Origin of the sequence: Shewanella rhizosphaerae, from assembly GCF_019457655.1 — a bacterium.
Classification (GTDB): domain Bacteria; phylum Pseudomonadota; class Gammaproteobacteria; order Enterobacterales; family Shewanellaceae; genus Shewanella; species Shewanella loihica.
Genome location: NZ_CP080420.1, coordinates 446,632 through 460,653 on the forward strand (window position 1 = coordinate 446,632; position 14,022 = coordinate 460,653).

A 14,022-nucleotide genomic window follows, 5' to 3' on the forward strand; every position below is an offset into this window, starting at 1 on the left:
ACTTAGGCTGACACAAGCCCCAATGATGAACAGATATTTATCTAAGGATCAGCATAATATCCTTGTGGAATGCGGGGGGCATTGATAAAGTTACCTGATTTTTATTTTTCCGACTCCACTGAGACAGGCTGGTTACATGTTCAAGAAGCTGCGTGGCATTTTTTCTAACGATCTTTCGATCGATTTGGGTACGGCTAACACCTTAATTTACGTTCGCGAAGAGGGCATAGTGTTAAATGAGCCTTCGGTTGTTGCAATTCGGGGCGAACGCGGCAGCGGCGGCCAAAAATCGGTTGCCGCCGTGGGAACGGAAGCTAAGCAGATGCTGGGTCGTACGCCGGGCAACATTCAAGCCATCCGTCCAATGAAAGACGGTGTGATCGCCGACTTCTATGTGACCGAGAAGATGCTGCAGCACTTCATCAAACAGGTACACAACAACAGCGTATTCCGTCCAAGCCCACGCGTCTTGGTGTGTGTGCCAGTGGGAGCCACTCAGGTTGAGCGTCGTGCGATTCGTGAATCGGCCATGGGCGCAGGTGCTCGCGAAGTTTATCTGATCGAAGAGCCAATGGCGGCCGCTATCGGTGCCGGTCTGCCTGTGTCGGAAGCAACAGGTTCTATGGTGGTGGATATCGGTGGTGGTACTACCGAGGTGGCCATCATCTCACTAAACGGCGTGGTTTATTCTTCTTCTGTGCGTATCGGTGGCGATAAGTTTGACGATGCCATCATCAACTATGTGCGTCGCAACTATGGCAGCCTGATCGGTGAGGCCACGGCCGAGCGTATCAAGCACACCATAGGTACCGCCTATCCGGGTGACGAAGTGCTGGAGATCGAAGTGCGCGGTCGCAATCTGGCCGAAGGGGTACCACGTAGCTTTACCCTGAACAGCAACGAGATCTTAGAGGCGCTGCAAGAGCCACTCTCTGGCATCGTTAGTGCCGTGATGGTGGCGCTGGAACAGTCTCCACCAGAACTGGCCTCGGATATCTCTGAGCGCGGCATGGTACTGACTGGCGGTGGCGCACTGCTGCGTGACCTCGACCGTCTGTTGATGCAAGAGACCGGCATCCCTGTGATGGTGGCCGACGATCCGCTGACCTGTGTGGCCCGTGGTGGTGGTAAGGCATTAGAGATGATCGACATGCATGGCGGCGATCTCTTCTCTGACGAAAACTAATTCGGCTCAAGAAAATAGGCAGCAAGACTCTGGTTACACCCCTGGCGAGGCATAGTAAATGATGGCTCGCCGCCCAGACACCACAAGGTGAATGGGTAGAAAGTGGGTACCGGGTTCGCTGCCTTAAGTGTTTTATGAAACCTATTTTTGCCCGCGGTATTTCGAATCAATTCAGGCTCACATTGGCAATCGTTTTGTCGGTGATCTTACTGGTGGCCAACGATAGGCTGGAACCGGTGCGCCAATCTATCTCCTCTGTGCTCAGCCCACTGCAATACGTGGCTAACATCCCCGGCGCCATCCTGGATTGGTCCGCCGAGAGTATCGCCACCCGTAACATGCTGGCTAAGCAGAACAAGCAGCTGCTGCGGCAGCAACTCCTGATGAGCGAACGTCTGCAACGCTTCGAGCACCTGAGACAGGAAAACGATCGTCTGCGCGCCCTGCTGGGCTCTCCAGTACACATGGACTCCAAGAAGATGGTGGCCGAGGTGATGGAAGTGGCCAGCGATCCCTTTCGTCACTATGTGGTGCTCAACCATGGTGCCCGCAGTGGCGTCTTCGTGGGTCAGCCCGTGGTGGACGCCCATGGCGTCGTCGGTCAGGTGGTGGAGATCAGCGAGCTGACCAGCCGGGTGCTGTTGATTTCAGACGTGACCCACGCCATCCCGGTGCGGGTGACCCGTAACGATGTGCGCCTGGTGGCCCAGGGGATTGGCGAGCTCGACGAGCTCGAGCTGCGTCACGTGGCTAAGAGTACAGACCTTAGGGTTGGCGATCTCCTGGTCTCCTCGGGTCTGGGTAAACGCTTTCCCGAAGGCTACCCGGTTGCGCGCATCATGACGGTCGAGCGCGACGATGGCCAGAGCTATGCCACTGTCACGGCCCAGCCTTTGGCGGCACTGGACCGTATCCGTTACCTGCTGTTGATCTGGCCAGATGGCAATCAGAGCGAGCAAGCCGAGCCGGTCGAAGCTGAGCCTGATGCCCAGCCGCAAGCGGAGGAGACGCCATGAGCATGCATATTCCCCACGGTCGTTGGGTGGTCTGGTTAAGCTTCCTGCTGGCCATGTTATTTCAGATCATGCCGCTGCCAGGCCTAGTAGAGGGCTGGCGCCCCGACTGGCTGCTGCTGGTAATGATCTACTGGGCGATGGCGCTGCCGCACCGCTACAACATCCTTTCGGCCTGGGTGCTGGGCGTCTTACTGGATATCCTGCTGGGGGCCCACCTTGGCATACGCGCGCTCTCCATGTCGCTGGTGATCTATGTGGTGGTGCTACATTTTCAGCGCCTGCGTAACTTCCCCATGTGGCAACAGGCCCTGATGGTGGCCAGCCTAGTGTGCCTGCACCATCTGCTGGTGTTCTGGGTACAGTTTGTGGTGAACGTGGCGAGCTTCGATGTCAGCCTGTTCCTGCCGGCCCTGTCGAGCCTGATCATCTGGCCTTGGGTATTTTGGATGCTGAGACGCATTCGCCGTATTTATAAAGTGAGATAATGATGCAACTGGTATTAGCCTCTTCCTCTCCCCGTCGTCGCGAGCTACTGGCTCAAGTGGGTCTTGGCGACTCCGAATTTGCTTTCGAGGCGCTATCCGCCGACATCGACGAGAGCCATAGGGCCGGGGAAAGTGCCGACGAGTTCGTTGTGCGTCTGGCGATCGAGAAGGCGCAAGCTGGTCTGGCGCTATGGGGACAGGCGGGCGCCGTGGTGCTGGGCTCAGATACTATAGTGGTATTGGACGGCGAAATCTTAGGTAAGCCTAAGGATGAACAAGACGCCAGGCAGATGCTTAGCGCGCTGTCGGGCAAGCGCCATAGCGTGATGACGGCGGTAGCGGTCACCGACGGTGAGCGAACCCTGTCTCGATTAGTTGAAACTAAAGTGCAATTTTGCGGCCTAACTGAACAGGCTATCTTGGCCTATATCGCCACCGGCGAGCCCATGGATAAGGCCGGCGCCTATGGCATTCAGGGCTTAGGCGGCTGCTTCGTCGAGGCCATCGACGGCAGCTATTCGGCGGTGGTAGGACTACCCTTGGTGGAAACCCGGGCCCTGCTGGCCGAGATTAAGCTGTTATCCGCTTAGCGTTTTACCCAATAGATTGAGCCATTTAGGTCTAAGTTGTTCTAAAATTAACGGTCCTTAGGCCGTTAATGCATTAATCATATTTGAGTGAGTAAACATGAGTCACATAGTCAAAAACAGAGTACAGAAGAAGATAGGTTCTGAGCTATTGATCAATGTGACGCCTACCGAGGCGCGGGTGGCGCTGGTGGAATATGGCATCTTGCAAGAGGTGCATATCGAGCGCCGCATGAAGCGTGGCCTGGTGGGCAACATCTACAAGGGTAAGGTCAGCCGGGTATTGCCTGGCATGCAGGCCGCCTTCGTGGATATTGGCTTGGACAAGGCCGCCTTCCTCCATGCCTCTGATATCGTGCCCCATACCGAGTGTGTGGCCGACGTCGAGAAGGGCAACTTCGTGGTTCGTGACATCGCCGAGCTGGTGCGCCAGGGTCAGGACATCATGGTACAGGTGGTAAAAGATCCCCTGGGCACCAAGGGTGCGCGCCTCACCACTGATATCACCTTGCCCTCACGCTATCTGGTCTTCATGCCGGGCTCCAGCCATGTGGGCGTATCGCAGCGCATCGAGTCCGAAGAGGTGCGTGCCCGTCTTAAGGGGCTGACCGAGCCCTTTGTGGATGAAGATGGTGGTTTCATCATTCGTACCGCCGCCGAGAATGCCGGTGAGCAGGAGCTGATCCAAGACGCGGCCTTCCTGCGCCGGGTCTGGGCCAAGGTTTGCGAGCGTCGCAAGCGTCCGGGCGTCTCTCTGCTATATCAAGATCTCGCCCTGCCAGTGCGTATAGTACGTGACTTCGTCGGTACCGAGCTGGATCAGATCCAGGTGGATTCGGGCCAGACCTACGAGGAGCTGCTGCAGTTTACCCAGGAGTTTATGCCAGAGATCGCCGACAAGATAGAACACTATTCCGGCCGGGTGCCCATCTTCGATCTCTATGATGTGGAGAACGAGGTGCAGCGCGCCTTGGGGCGCAAGGTAGAACTTAAGTCTGGCGGTTACCTGATCATAGATCAGACCGAGGCCATGACGACTGTGGATATCAATACAGGCGCCTTCGTCGGCCATCGCAACCTGGAAGAGACCATATTCAACACCAACCTGGAGGCGACTCACGCCATCGCTCGCCAATTGCGCCTGCGCAATCTGGGGGGGATCATCATTATCGATTTCATCGACATGTTGAACGAAGACCATAAGAAGCGTGTGCTCAGCACTTTAGAGGCAGCGCTTGCCAACGACAGGGTGAAGACAAATGTCAGCGGCTTCTCGGGTCTTGGGCTGGTGGAGATGACCCGTAAACGTACCCGCGAGAGCCTGGAGCATGTGCTGTGCGGCGAGTGTCCCGCCTGTTTCGGCACGGGTAGCCTGAAGACGGTCGAGACGGTTTCTTACGAGATCTTCCGCGAGATTATCCGCCTCAATCGCGGCTATGATGCCGACGAGTTCCTGGTTTACTGTGCCCCGACTGTCTACAACAGCCTCACCGGCGAGGAGAGTCATCTGGTGGCTGAACTCGGCGCCTATATCGGCAAGCATGTTCGCCTGCAAAACGAGCCCATGTATGCGCAAAACAAATTCGATGTGGTGATAATGTAGTGTCACGCCCATTCTGTCCTCGCACCTTCGGCCGCCTATGCTGGCAGATGATCGCCATCATAGTGGTGCTTTTTGCCTTGAGCGTCAGCCTGTTCAGAGGCCTGCTACCTAAGCTGGATCAGGTCCGTCAGGAGCTGGTGAGCTATATCTATGAGCAGTATCAGGTCAAGGTCGAGGTCAGCGAGCTTACCGCCGAGTGGCAGGCGTTCGGCCCTGCGGTGACCATTAAGAATCTGGTCTTGCCGGTGCAGGAAAACTTGCCGGTCACCTTCATCATAGACAATGTCCACCTCAAGTTGGATTTCTGGGACAGCCTGGTCTCGGCGTCGCCGCAAATAGAGAATGTGATCTTCGAAGGGGTCAAGATCGCCCTGGATCTCGACCGTATCAGTCAAGCGGGTAAAGGTCAGCAGAGCAGCGATGCGCCAGTGGCAGAGCAGAATACCGATTGGCTCTATGCCCTGATGCTGGAGCAGTTCGACCGCTTTGCCATCACAGATGTGACCATGCAGCTGATCAGCAGCTCTCACAAATACCGACCTATCCATATCAGGGATCTGCGCTGGCGCAACCTGGCGGGTCGCCACAGAGCCGAGGGCGCGCTGTTCCTCGACGAGCAGGCCTCTGAGGTCGAGCGTCTCTCTCTCTCCGTCGATATTCATGGCGATGGCCATAGCCCAGAGTCCTTGACAGGTCAGCTCTATCTGGCGGCCAACTCGCTGGATCTCGGTGAGTGGGCATCGCGCCAGGAAAATCCTTATGCCTCGGGCAAGAAGCTGCCGCTCGAGGGGGTGGTGAACCTGCAGGCCTGGGCGGAGTTCTCTAACCGCGCCTTTACCGCGGCGACGGTCGCCTTCGAGCCAAGCTGGCTACAGTGGCAACTCAAGGGTGAGCAGCAAAAATTTGAAATTAAGGCTGGCCAGCTTAACTGGCAGCCACAGGTCTCTGGCTGGCAACTGACCAGCTCAGACCTGGCCTTCGTCACCAATGGTCAGGCCTGGCCGGCGCTGCATATCGGCGCGCGCAAGCGTGACGATATGTTGATGGCCAGTATCAATCAACTCGATGCTGAGGTCTTGTTGCCTCTGTTGCCCCTGGTACCCGGCATGGATCTCGATGGCCTCTACCTGTGGCAGTCGATGGATCCCAAGGGCAGCATAGAGCAGCTCAAGCTGGGTTACGGCGAGCAGCAGGGCTTTGCCATGTCGGCGCAGCTCAAGCAGTTTGCCTGGCAAGGCAGCGGCGCCATCCCTGGGGTTGAACCGATCGACCTTATGCTCGGCATGCAGGGCAGTGACCTCTATCTGTCTGCGCCCGAGCAGCAGTATTACTTGGATTTTAACGGTGGTTTCGAGGAAGCATTGTCCCTCGCGGGTGACGCCTTCACGGTGAAATATGCCCTGGGCGAGTCGGCGCTGATCGCCCCTAAGCTGCATTTCTATAATGCCGACCTGGATCTCGATGCGGCCATGAAACTCGGCTTTGCCGGTGAGGCCAGCCTCAACCTGCTGGCCGATGTGCAGGTGAAGAACGCCGCCAGGGCCAAGTACTATTTCCCTAAGCATGCCATGTCCGAATCTCTGGTCGATTACCTCAGCGGCGCCATCAAGGCGGGGCAGAGCCAGGACGCCAAGGTGGTGTGGAACGGCCCACTGAAGCATTTCCCCTATGACGACAACAGCGGTGTGTTCCAGGCCGGTTTCTCATTGAATCAGGCCCGCTACAGGTTCCAGCCCGATTGGCCCGAGGTGACCGACCTGAGCCTAAATGCCCTGTTTGAGAACGCGGCCATGGATATCTGGGTGAATAAGGGGATGTTGATGCAGGTGCCGGCCGACGGCGCCCATGTGGCCATCCCGCGCATGAGCCATCAGACGCTGCTGACGGTGAAGGCGGATCTGCGCACTCAGGGCGAGGCCGCCAAACAGGTGCTGCAACGCTCACCCCTGGCCGATACGGTCGGGGCCACGCTAGAGGTGGTGCAGGTGCAGGGTGAGGTTTCGGGCAAGCTGGATCTCAGCATCCCCCTCTATCATGGTGGTAAAGAGGCGATACTGGGACAGGTGAAGTTCGACAATACCCCTGTCTATATCAGCGAGCCCGGGGTCCAGCTAGATGGGGTGACCGGCGAGGTCTACTTTGCCAACGAGGTGGTCACAGGCGAGAAGATACAGGCGCGTCTGTTCGAGCAACCCGTGAGTTTCACCTTCGACACAGGCAAGACTAACAAGCACTATGGCCTGAACCTGGATATGCAGGGGCAGTGGGCGCTGGCCTCGCTACCGGCGATGTTGGACAACCCGCTCAAGGATTACTACAGCGGCGAGCTGGATTGGCAGGGCGCCATGACGCTGATCTTCGATGAGCTGGGGTATCGTATTCAGGCTCAGGTGAAGAGTGACATGCAGGGCGTCGAGCTCAGCCTGCCGGGCAAGTTTGCCAAGACGGCGGACAGCCAGCGAGCCCTCTCCTTCGAGCTGATCGGTGACAACAAGCAGGCCTCGTTAGGGGCCAAGCTTGGGGATCAGATGGAGTTCTGGGGGGGATTCGACGAGGAGTCGGGCGACCATCTGGCGCACTTCGACCTGCTGCTGGGACGCCTGTTTAAGCCGGGCGACCAACTCAAGCGTCAGGCTGGTCATCTGCAGCTGGATATGCCTGCTACCGAATTTGCCCCCTGGCTACCAATCATCAAGGGATTTATGGGCGACGCCGCACTGGAATCCTCACTGGACCTGGCCATGCGGGAAGCATTAGCTGAGCAGGCGCCTGAATCGCCATTGGTGCAGACAGAAGTCGAGCCTAAGAAGAGCAGCTTCTTCCCGCCGCTGATCGCGGTCGATGGTCAGGTACGCCAGCTAGATCTCTATGGGCAGCCGCTGACTGAGCTGAATCTAGAGGCGCGTCCCACAGAACATGGCTGGCGCTTCGAGGGCAACGCCAACGAATTTAGCGGCCGGGTGGACTTCTACCCAGACTGGTCGACCCAGGGCTTAAAGCTGGTGGCGAGCCGTTTCAACTTTGCGCCTGAGAGCAAGGAGGGCGAAGCCTCTGAGGTTGCCAGCGATGAGGTGCTCAGCATACTGCCGCCGCTAGCGGTGGATGTGGATCAGTTCAGCGTCTATGGCAAGCCGCTGGGCCACCTGGTGTTGCAGGCGACGCCTAAGAATGGCGACTATCAGATCCAGACCATCGCCATCACGACCCCGGGGATCACCCTCAAGGGTAAGGGCGCCTGGTCCAACAGTGACGGGCAGAACCTGACCGAGTTTCAGGTGGATCTTAAGGCCAAGCAGTTCGATGAGGTCTCAGAGCGTCTGGGCATAGACCCTGGTCTCAAGGAGGCGCCGCTGGATCTGCAGGCCGAGCTGTCATGGCAGGGGGCGCCCTATGCCTTCTCGCTGGAGACCCTCAACGGCCAGATCAGTTACAAGCTGGGCAAGGGCCACCTGTCTGAGGTGAGTGACAAGGGCGCGCGCATCTTCTCCCTGTTCAGCCTGGACTCATTGCTGCGTAAGCTCTCGCTGGATTTCTCCGATGTCTTCGGCAAGGGACTCTACTTTAACGCCTTTACCGGCACCCTTAAGCTGGATAACGGCGTGGTCAAGACCACTGACTCCGAGATGGATGCGGTGGCCGGTAACATGAGGGTGCGGGGCTATACCGACCTCACTACCGAGAGCCTGAACTACGACATACGCTTCGTGCCGCAACTGGCCTCAAGCGTGCCCACCGTGGTGCTGCTCAGTACCGGCGGTTGGACCCTGGGCCTGGGCGCCTTCGCCCTGACCAAAGTATTGGAGCCGGTGATCGAGGTGATCTCCGAGATCCGCTTCAGGCTGACGGGCACCATGTCTGAGCCTAAGCTGGAGGAGCTGGAGCGTAAGAGCAAGGAGATAGAGATCCCCGAGTCTGTCCTGCCGCGTCAACAAGCGCCTGGCGCAGAAGCTAAGCCCGAAAATAAACAGTCCGAGAGCGAACTGCCAGAAAGCAAACAGCCTGCGCAACTAAAACAAGAGCAGCAACAAGAACAGAATCCGGCGCAGCTTGGGGCAGACTCACTGCCAGCAGGGGGGACGGATCAGCAGGTGATGCCATCTGGCGTTGAGATCCCTAAGCCAGCGGTCGTCGCCATGCCAGAATTTAAGGAGATGCCCACAGGGCAGCAGGCGCCAGTGGAGCAAAAAACTGAGACGCCGCAACCGCAAGAATCACAGGAAAAGCCAGTGAACAAGGAGTCAAGCGATGCAGGTCAGCCTATTACAATGTCAGAGTGGTCGCGACGTCGAGGAGAACCTCAGCTTTATTCGCGAGCAGCTTGATGCCCTGGTCGGTGGCGAGCGCCCCCATCTGGTGGTGCTGCCCGAGTGCTGCCTGCTGTTTGGTGGCCATGAGCGTCAACAGCTGGCCTATGCCGGCAATGATGCCGACAGCGAACTCAAGCAGACCCTGGCCGCGCTGGCGAAACAATATGGTATCTATCTGGTGGCGGGCACCATTCCTATCCTGGCCGATGAGGGGCGGGTGTTTAGCCGCAGCTACCTGTTTAACGATAGCGGCGAGACCTTAGGGCACTATGACAAGCTGCATCTGTTCGACGTGGATGTAGACGATGGCACTAAGTCTTACCGGGAGAGTGACACCTTTTGCCCCGGTGAGGCGGTAAGCGTTGTCGATACGCCTTTCGGTAAGGTCGGGATGGCGATATGCTATGACATCAGGTTTGCCGATCTGTTTCGCGCCATGCGCCTGCAGGGGGCGGAGATCATCGTCTTGCCGGCGGCCTTTACCCGTGTGACCGGGCGGGCGCACTGGCTGCCCCTGCTGCAGGCGAGGGCGATTGAGACCCAGTGTTTCCTGTTGGCGGCGGCCCAGTGGGGCGAGCACAACCAGGGTAAACGTGAGACATGGGGACACTCCTGCGTCATAGATCCCTGGGGAGAGGTGAAGGCGATCAAGCCCGAAGGCTGCGGCTGGTTGTCGGCAGAGATAGACCTTAAGGCTATAGAGGGGATACGCCGCAACATCCCTGTGGTCGAGCACAATCGTTTCGAGCCACCCAAATTAAAGAGATTATAAAATCGCGTCTTCATGCAGGCGCCAAAGAGAGAAAATTAATGCCATTTTTAACCCAAGTAGAACAGAGCCTCTTGCAAGACGGATTGTCGCTGGATCAGTTGCAAGGCTATATCAATAGCATTCATCAGCATCAGGTGGACTTTTCCGATCTCTATTTTCAGGGCAGTCGCCACGAGTCTTGGGTGTTAGAAGATGGCATAGTCAAGGAAGGCAGCTTCCATATCGAGCGTGGTGTGGGCGTACGTGCCATCAGCGGCGAGAAGACGGGCTTTGCCTATGCCGACGAGATCACCCCTGCGGCGCTGAGCGCGGCGGTCGAGGCGGCACGCGGCATCTCTGCGGCGGGCAATAGCGGCCGTGTCCATGCCTGGAAGCTGCAGAAGGTGACGCCTCTGTATCAGAGCGCCGACCCTATCGCCGCCATGGAAGAGGTGAAGAAGATTGAGCTGCTCAAGCAGGCCGACGCCTATGTGCGCAGCCTGGACCCGCGCATCATACAGGTGGTGATCAGCCTGTCGGGCGTGCATGAAGAGATCTTAGTCGCGGCCAGCGACGGTACCCTGGCGGCAGATATTCGCCCCCTGGTACGTTTCAACTGTAGCGTGGTGCTGGAGCAGGAAGGCAAGCGTGAGCGCGGCGCCAGCGGTGGCGGTGGACGCCATGATTATCAAGTGTTTTTCGAGTCGGGCGACGATGGTCTGCCTAGCTGTTTCGCCTTCGCCCGCGAAGCCGTGCGTCAGGCCTCGGTCAATCTGACCGCCATAGATGCGCCTGCCGGTGAGATGCCTGTGGTACTGGGCGCGGGTTGGCCCGGCGTCCTGCTGCATGAGGCCGTGGGTCATGGCCTGGAAGGCGACTTCAATCGTAAGGGTAGCAGCGCCTTTAGCGGCTTGGTGGGCCAACAGGTGGCTTCTAGCCTGGTGACTGTGGTGGACGATGGCACCTTGGAAAATCGCCGCGGCTCGCTCAGCATAGACGATGAAGGGGTTCCGACCCAGAAGACTGTGCTTATCCAGGACGGCATCCTCAAGGGCTATATGCAAGACAAGCTCAATGGTCGTCTGATGGGCCAGGCTTCAACCGGTAATGGTCGCCGCGAGTCTTATGCCCATCTGCCGATGCCGCGCATGACCAACACCTATATGGAAGCTGGCGAAAGCTCGCCTGAAGATATCATCAAGTCGGTGGACAAGGGGATCTACGCGCCTAACTTCGGTGGCGGTCAGGTCGATATCACCTCGGGCAAGTTTGTGTTCTCGGCGTCTGAAGCCTATCTCATCGAGAAGGGCGAGATCACCCAGGCGATCAAGGGTGCGACCCTGATAGGTAATGGTCCCGAGGCCATGGGGCAGATCTCCATGGTGGGTAACGATCTGGCGCTCGATAAGGGTGTCGGTGTCTGTGGCAAAGATGGTCAAAGTGTGCCCGTGGGTGTGGGCCAGCCTAGTCTGAAACTCGACCGCTTGACGGTAGGCGGCACGGCGTAATTCAGCCGTGGGCCTCGTCTCTGGCCGAGCCGCTAGAGGCGAACCGCCCTGCCGGAGTGGATACAGGAGTGGTTGCAAGAGAGAGTTTAAGGAAGGCTGTCGACAGCTTGTGAAGCGGCTTGCCAACAAGGCTTGCTTCTCAACGCCCCCATAGGGTGTTAACATTTGCCAAGGAAATAGAGTTTTAGCTCTAGAGGTGTCGATGAGATATTCACATATTGTTTGGCTGTCGCTGTTAGCCCTGGTGGGTAATACCGTCCAGGCGAAGGAACTCGCCTTCGGCGATGCCTGGCAGCAGCTGTTGCAGGTTAGCGACAAGTTGCAGGCCAGCCAGCAGGAGGTTAACCGTGCCCAGGCCGAAAAGGCCGCCGGGGAGGACCTCAACCTGCCTTCGCTGTCGATCAACGGCAGCTATACACGTTTAGAGAAACCCCTGGAGCTTGATCTGAGGGATCTCAACCCCTTAGCCAGTCTCGACCCCGCCAGCCTGCCACCGGCACTCGGCGGTGCCCTGGGCGCCATTCCGGGGTCGCTGTTTATCACCCCTTTTACCGAGCAGGATGTCTTCCGTTCCAGCCTGCAGGCGATGTGGCCCATCTATACCGGCGGCCGTATCAGCGCCGCCCAAGGGATCCATGAGGCCCAGGTGGCTGAGAAGGAGCAGCAGCATCAGCTGTCTACCCGGGATCTCTTCGTCCAGCTGGTGGATAGATACTATGGCGTGGCCGTGAGCCATGCCCTGATGGCGACCCGTGGCCAGCTGGTGGATGCCCTGACTGAGCACGCCGAGCATGCGGTCAAGCTTGAGCAGCAGGGACAGATCGCCAAGGTGGAGCGACTCAATGCCCAGGTGGCCCTGGAAAATGCCCGGGTGGATTATGCCAGCGCCAAGCGTCAGCTGGAGATGAGCCAGATAGCCCTGTCACGCATGCTGCATCAGAGCGATGTCGATACCGCCTCTAAGCTGTTTCTGCTCGATAACCCGCCCTCCCTCGGCCAGCTCAGTCAGCTGACCCTGACTAGCCATCCTGCCCTCAAGTTGCTGGAGGCCAAGGAGACCCAGGCCAACGGCCTTATCGATGTGGAGAAGGGCAGTTATTACCCTAGCGTCTTTCTCTACGGTAACTACACACTATATGAAGACGATAGCCTGCTGGCCAAGATGGAGCCCGACTGGATGGTCGGCGTCGGGGTGAAGATCCCGCTTATCAGCCGCGACGGTCGTAGCGGCAAGGTCGAGGCCGCCCGCAGCGCCCTGTTGCAGGCGCGCTACACCAAGGCGCAGACCCAGCAGGATCTCAGCCTGCTGCTGGATCAGAGCTATCGCCAACTGCAGCAGGCCAGAGAGGAGACAGAGTCTCTCGACCTGTCGCTGTCGCTTGCCAAAGAAAACAAACGCCTAAGGGATCTCGCCTTCAGCCAGGGGCTGTCGACCTCTATCGAGAAGGTGGACGCCGAGCTTAAGCTGAGCGGCGTGCAGACCCAGCAGTTGGCGGCCCAGTATCGCTACGTACAGGCCTACGCCAGATTGATGGCCATCAGTGGCCAGTTAGATGAATTTATCGGTCGTTCACGCACCGCCCAGGAGAGAGCTGATGCGCACTAACAGAATCCTAGCCATTGTCGCCCTAATCGCCTTGGTGGCCATCCTGGCCTACGGCTTGATGCTGGCTCATACGCCCAAGGCCGAGCGACTGCAGGGGCAGATCGAGGCCAGAGAGTACAACATCTCCTCTAAGGTGCCAGGGCGTGTGGCGCAGGTCATGGTGCGCCGTGGCGACCAGGTGGCCGAAGGCGATCTCCTGTTTGCCATCGACAGCCCTGAGCTCAATGCCAAGCTGATGCAGGCCCAAGGGGGCCGCGACGCCGCCAAGGCGTTGCAACAGGAGGCGGATAACGGCGCCCGCAAGCAGCAGGTAGCGGCTTCTAAGGAGCAATGGCTAAAGGCGAAGGCGGCAGCAACCCTGGCCGAGACCACCTACCAGAGGGTAGAAGCCCTGTTTAGCGAAGGGGTGTTGGCCCGTCAGAAACGCGACGAGGCCTTTACCCAGTGGCAGGCGGCCAAATACACCCAGCAGGCGGCCTATGCCATGTATCAGATGGCCGAAGAGGGCGCTCGCGAAGAGACCAAGGCTGCGGCCGAGGGTAATGCCCGCATGGCCGAGGGGGCGGTCAAAGAGGTCAGCGCCATTTTGGCCGACAGCCAGATGCGCTCGCCCAAGTCCGGCGAGGTCAGCGAGGTGCTACTGCACCCTGGCGAGCTGGCGCCTAGCGGCTTCCCTGTGGTGAGCGTTATCGACATGCAAGATGTCTGGGCCGTGTTTCAGGTGCGTGAAGATCAGCTTAAGGGCTTTAAGGTGGGCGATACCCTGGAGGTGGAGATCCCGGCGCTCGGCGAGCGTTACCCCTTCAAGGTGGCGCACATCAGCGTCATGGGCCATTTCGCTACCTGGCGCTCCACCGAGAGTGGCCACGACTTCGATATGCGCACCTTCGAAATGGAGCTCAGACCCGTGTCGCCCATCGCCGACCTGAGGGTGGGCATGACCAGCCTGTTGGTGCAATAGGCCTTGGCATCC

At 58.4% G+C, this 14,022-nt stretch carries 10 protein-coding genes; all 10 read left to right on the plus strand.

All coding sequences use genetic code 11. From position 1 onward, the window contains the following. Nucleotides 1-136 precede the first annotated feature (136 nt). The 10 genes from K0I63_RS02060 to K0I63_RS02105 all read left to right on the plus strand — a co-directional run bounded on the left by K0I63_RS02060 (nucleotide 137) and on the right by K0I63_RS02105 (nucleotide 14,010). Nucleotides 137-1,186, plus strand: coding sequence for a rod shape-determining protein (locus K0I63_RS02060; protein WP_011864209.1), 1,050 nt, complete (start codon nucleotides 137-139; stop codon nucleotides 1,184-1,186). Nucleotides 1,187-1,320: 134 nt separating this feature from the next. Further along, nucleotides 1,321-2,202, plus strand: a complete 882-nt coding sequence (gene mreC, locus K0I63_RS02065) for a rod shape-determining protein MreC (protein WP_220082365.1) — start codon at nucleotides 1,321-1,323, stop codon at nucleotides 2,200-2,202. Then, a complete protein-coding gene (gene mreD, locus K0I63_RS02070; RefSeq protein WP_011864211.1) occupies nucleotides 2,199-2,687 on the plus strand; it encodes a rod shape-determining protein MreD in 489 nt (162 codons plus the stop codon). Before mreC ends, mreD begins: the two co-directional genes overlap by 4 nt. Before the next feature lie 2 nt (nucleotides 2,688-2,689). Further along, nucleotides 2,690-3,277 (plus strand): Maf family protein, encoded by a 588-nt coding sequence (locus tag K0I63_RS02075; RefSeq protein WP_286670302.1) that lies wholly within the window; start codon nucleotides 2,690-2,692, stop codon nucleotides 3,275-3,277. A 97-nt stretch (nucleotides 3,278-3,374) separates the two neighbouring features. Beyond that, nucleotides 3,375-4,877, plus strand: a complete 1,503-nt coding sequence (gene rng, locus K0I63_RS02080; protein ID WP_011864213.1) for a ribonuclease G — start codon at nucleotides 3,375-3,377, stop codon at nucleotides 4,875-4,877. After that, nucleotides 4,877-9,199 carry a YhdP family protein gene (locus tag K0I63_RS02085; RefSeq protein WP_220082367.1) on the plus strand — a complete coding sequence of 1,441 codons (4,323 nt, stop codon included), beginning with the start codon at nucleotides 4,877-4,879 and terminating at the stop codon, nucleotides 9,197-9,199. The genes rng and K0I63_RS02085 overlap by 1 nt, the downstream gene beginning before the upstream one ends. Next, nucleotides 9,123-9,956 (plus strand): carbon-nitrogen hydrolase family protein, encoded by an 834-nt coding sequence (locus K0I63_RS02090; RefSeq protein WP_220082368.1) that lies wholly within the window; start codon nucleotides 9,123-9,125, stop codon nucleotides 9,954-9,956. Before K0I63_RS02085 ends, K0I63_RS02090 begins: the two co-directional genes overlap by 77 nt. A 38-nt stretch (nucleotides 9,957-9,994) precedes the next feature. After that, nucleotides 9,995-11,443, plus strand: coding sequence for a metalloprotease TldD (gene tldD / locus K0I63_RS02095; protein WP_220082369.1), 1,449 nt, complete (start codon nucleotides 9,995-9,997; stop codon nucleotides 11,441-11,443). A gap of 202 nt (nucleotides 11,444-11,645) precedes the next feature. Beyond that, nucleotides 11,646-13,049: a TolC family protein gene (locus K0I63_RS02100; RefSeq protein WP_220082370.1), complete on the plus strand. Its 1,404-nt coding sequence runs from the start codon at nucleotides 11,646-11,648 to the stop codon at nucleotides 13,047-13,049. Beyond that, on the plus strand, nucleotides 13,039-14,010 hold the full coding sequence (locus tag K0I63_RS02105) for an HlyD family secretion protein (protein WP_220082371.1): 972 nt from the start codon (nucleotides 13,039-13,041) through the stop codon (nucleotides 14,008-14,010). Before K0I63_RS02100 ends, K0I63_RS02105 begins: the two co-directional genes overlap by 11 nt. The last annotated feature ends 12 nt before the right edge of the window (nucleotides 14,011-14,022 follow it).

Coding starts and splice junctions, on each gene's coding strand:
- mreC (WP_220082365.1), top strand. CDS start 1,321: ATGAAACCTATTTTTGCCCGCGGTATTTCGAATCAATTCAGGCTCACA.
- K0I63_RS02075 (WP_286670302.1), top strand. CDS start 2,690: ATGCAACTGGTATTAGCCTCTTCCTCTCCCCGTCGTCGCGAGCTACTG.
- K0I63_RS02100 (WP_220082370.1), top strand. CDS start 11,646: ATGAGATATTCACATATTGTTTGGCTGTCGCTGTTAGCCCTGGTGGGT.
- tldD (WP_220082369.1), top strand. CDS start 9,995: ATGCCATTTTTAACCCAAGTAGAACAGAGCCTCTTGCAAGACGGATTG.
- K0I63_RS02105 (WP_220082371.1), top strand. CDS start 13,039: ATGCGCACTAACAGAATCCTAGCCATTGTCGCCCTAATCGCCTTGGTG.
- rng (WP_011864213.1), top strand. CDS start 3,375: ATGAGTCACATAGTCAAAAACAGAGTACAGAAGAAGATAGGTTCTGAG.
- K0I63_RS02060 (WP_011864209.1), top strand. CDS start 137: ATGTTCAAGAAGCTGCGTGGCATTTTTTCTAACGATCTTTCGATCGAT.
- K0I63_RS02090 (WP_220082368.1), top strand. CDS start 9,123: ATGCAGGTCAGCCTATTACAATGTCAGAGTGGTCGCGACGTCGAGGAG.
- mreD (WP_011864211.1), top strand. CDS start 2,199: ATGAGCATGCATATTCCCCACGGTCGTTGGGTGGTCTGGTTAAGCTTC.